Genomic DNA, 2,948 nt, shown 5'->3' with positions numbered 1-2,948 from the left:
TAGTAGAGAACTCGAACTTCCGCGTATCTCAATTCTTTGGTGACTTCGAGCCACTCTTCTGGTTTTAGCGCGTAAAACTTGCCTTCTATCTTGTTTTGTGTCATAATAGTTATAGTTTTTGTGCGAAGGTATATACTTTCTAGGGAAAGCGATGTACTTTTCGTGAATTTGCCCCATAACCCGAATAGAGTTGGGGCTTGTTTTCTAGGTAGGTGGCGATCTTAAAATTGCCTTAATGTAGATATCAATCGCTCTTAACCTCATTCCGGTTTAAAAGACTTCATAGAGTACCCTTTTCCGCCCCTGCAATCGCACTAAAAAGTATATGTTTAATTGTATATGTATATAATTAAAAATCCATCCCTTGAGGGAATTTTCTGTTGCTGTATTGGGTAAAATAGTGTAGAGAAGTTAAAGGGTTGTTCAATGGAAACTAGAGGGAAATACAAGGGCAGGAAGGAAAATCCACCGAATCCGGACGGTAGGCCTCTGACGTATGAAGAGCCGAAGAAACGCCGCAATCTAAGCGTGACTCAGGCTGGGTGGGAAGAAGTTCAGGCGATTGCGGAACAGTACAACCTATCCGTGTCGGAAATGTTGGAACGGTTGGCCCGCGGTGAGTTTGAACTGGTGCGGAAGGTTTCTTATTGACATCTCCCCACTTTAAAAAGACGGGGATTCTAATCGGTGAATAGAAGCGGGTTGAAACCAGCAATTCTCATTTTGAAACGATTTTGCCTTGTTTCAGCGATCTAGAGGTTCGTTAAGAATTATTAACCCCTCTAGGTGCAATGGTTTTAATGTCATGAAACCTTAAAATGAGAATTGCTGGCGACAGGTGGTTCTGACTTGGATTCGTCGCCTAAAATCTCATCTGTCTTCAAACGAGTCTTAATCAATGAAAAGAATCCTTATTCTGTCAGCAAATCCCAAAAACACGACTCCATTGCGTCTTGATGAGGAAATGCGCGAGATTAAATTTTATTCTATTTTGATGTCAACTCTTATCAGGGAATTTCTCTGTGAGAGTTTTGCCAAAATAATATTGACACCAAAACTCAGCAATTTCTGCGACTAAAGGAGCGGATTCAGAAGTTAGTCCACTGCCACAGCTTGAGTTATAGCGTTCAGCATAATCTCTCGCCATTTGGTAACTCCAATAAGGATAATCTGAACTTGTCATACAGCGCAGGGCATCTTCAATTATTAAGGCATATTTGTTATTGATGACACGAATTTGTGTTCCAAATCTTATGTGTCTTTCCCAACCTTGAATTTGTTCTAGTTGGGTTAACAATTTATGCAAATCCTGCCGTTTATCTGGAGTTGGATATTCTAGGTAATCTTCCATTTTTTCAACAGTATGGTTAATTAGTTGGCAGTGTTCTGTCCAGGCTTCTTCTCCAAGAAAAGACCTGGTAGTTTGATTAGATTCCATCTGTTTGACTACCAATTTAGCTAGGTACAGCGCAAAATTAGCGGCGGCTTCCTTTTCTTGGCAAAGACTTTTGAGACTGGTGAGCCTTGTGACATTGAGGGCATATTTGGTTTGGTATAGTTCCCTCGCTGTCTCAACCAATTTGCGAATTTTAGGAGCAATATTCTTATTAGTTTTAGTATCCATTATTCGTTTCTCATTATTTTTATTATGCCTTCTTAACGGTTCTGGCTCTTCGGGAATTGTTATGCAAATAATTAACTTCAAATAAAATTCGATGAGAGCGCCTACGCTCAAAAGTAGCTGAAATCCATATAGGGAAGGACTTAAGGCACAAACAAGTTAATACCAAAAGATAGACAATCGAGTTAAGATTTGATATAATAGCCAAAAACGAGATTATTTTACTTATGATACTTGACAAATTTTTGAACCTACAAGGAACCTCTATTCAAGGCTATCGACACCTAGAAAATATCGGTATAGTTTGACGAATCGAATCGAAAAATAAAAAAGCAACCTGTCCTCATTGTGGCTTAGAGAGCGATAAACTCCACCAAAATCATCGACATTTAGTCAAAGATTTACCAATCTCAGGACAACCAGTGTACCTACAGGTTAATCGTCGTCAATTTAAGTGCGATAATTGTCGAAAACCCTTTAGCGAAGAGTTAGATTTTGTCGCCAAGAAACGAACCTATACGAAAAGACTAGCCGAGAATATACTCGAACAATTAAAAGAAGGAGATATTTTAAATATTAGCCGAAGAAATAACGTAACGGAAGAAGAGATTCAAAGAATGGTAGAGGACATCGCCGAAGAAATTACAGAGCCAGATTTATCGAAATTAAAAAGACTAGGAATCGATGAAATCGCTCTAGTCAAAGGACAAAAAAATTACTGTGCGGTTTTAGTAAATTTAGATACGGGAAAACTAATAGCTATTCTAGAGAAGCGAACACAAGAAGAGTTGAGAGAAACGCTTACGGGCTGGGGAAAAGAGGTGTTAGAGCAAATTGAAGAAGTCAGCATAGATCTTTGGTTGCCCTATAAAAATTTGGTGAAAGAATTGATGCCATCGGCCGAGGTAGTCGCCGATAGATTCCATGTAATGAAACAAATTAATCAAGAGTTAGACGAACAGAGAAGAGCGGAAAAAAGAGCCGTAGAAGCGCAGAAAAATAAAAAACAGAAAGCGGAAAAAGAAGCGAAGCTAGAAGTTTTAAAGCGAAGTAAATATAGCCTGTTAAAAAATGAAGAAGATTTAACGGAACCCCAAAAAATCAAACTAGAAGCTATCAAAGAAAAGTTCCCAAATTTGAAAAAGATGCAGGAATTAAAGGAAGAATTCAGAAAGATTTATGAAAACTCAGAGAATCCGACAGAGGGAATGCTATCCATCTCGGAATGGTTGGCAAAATCCTCCAGTGTTTTTACCAAGAGTTGTCAAACAATCCGAAACTGGTTTGGAGAAATCATTAGTTATTTCGAGCGAAGGACAACGAATGG

General features: G+C 38.7%; 1 protein-coding gene and 1 pseudogene. One reads left to right on the top strand and one right to left on the bottom strand.

The window, feature by feature from the left end; genetic code table 11:
• Positions 1–997 precede the first annotated feature (997 nt).
• Positions 998–1,624 carry a hypothetical protein gene (locus O9334_RS22715; RefSeq protein ID WP_002803496.1) on the bottom strand — a complete coding sequence of 209 codons (627 nt, stop codon included), beginning with the start codon at positions 1,622–1,624 and terminating at the stop codon, positions 998–1,000.
• 224 nt (positions 1,625–1,848) lie between these two features.
• On the opposite strand from O9334_RS22715, the pseudogene O9334_RS22710 reads away from it, so the two are divergent.
• Positions 1,849–2,948, top strand: a pseudogene (locus O9334_RS22710) (ISL3 family transposase); the annotation flags it as partial.

The organism is Microcystis sp. LE19-8.1F (assembly GCF_027531715.1).
Classification (GTDB): Bacteria; Cyanobacteriota; Cyanobacteriia; order Cyanobacteriales; family Microcystaceae; genus Microcystis; species Microcystis wesenbergii_A.
The sequence above is the reverse complement of the archived record's forward strand: the minus strand, read 5'-3'. Positions and strand labels throughout refer to the sequence as shown.

Bases quoted from the DNA above. Each gene is read 5' to 3' on its own strand.
- O9334_RS22715 (WP_002803496.1), bottom strand. From the start codon at position 1,624: ATGGATACTAAAACTAATAAGAATATTGCTCCTAAAATTCGCAAATTG.